Here is a 257-nt window from a genome sequence, read left to right as displayed (position 1 = left end):
AGCAGCAACTTTTGTTATCCTGCTATTGCCAGCATCAATACCAACCATTGTTACACTCGGACCACCAGAAAGCATTAAACCATTTACGCTTAATAAGGCATTACTGCCAAATAGTACGGTATTCAGCTTAAGATCACGCGACAAAGCAAAAGTTATATCACTTTTCTGACTAGTTCCATCAGATGCTATTGTTCTTATAATTTTCAGATTGTCATCCGAAGAGATCAAATTTACGGCATCACCTGATCTAACAGTTC

Annotated in this window: 1 pseudogene; it reads right to left on the bottom strand. The window is 38.1% G+C overall.

Annotated features, from left to right (window positions below):
• A pseudogene (locus ACFINZ_RS11760) lies at positions 1 to 257 on the bottom strand (hypothetical protein); the annotation flags it as partial.

It is taken from the genome of Bartonella sp. AA81SXKL, from assembly GCF_042196945.1.
Lineage (GTDB): Bacteria > Pseudomonadota > Alphaproteobacteria > Rhizobiales > Rhizobiaceae > Bartonella.
The sequence above is the reverse complement of the archived record's forward strand: the minus strand, read 5'-3'. Positions and strand labels throughout refer to the sequence as shown.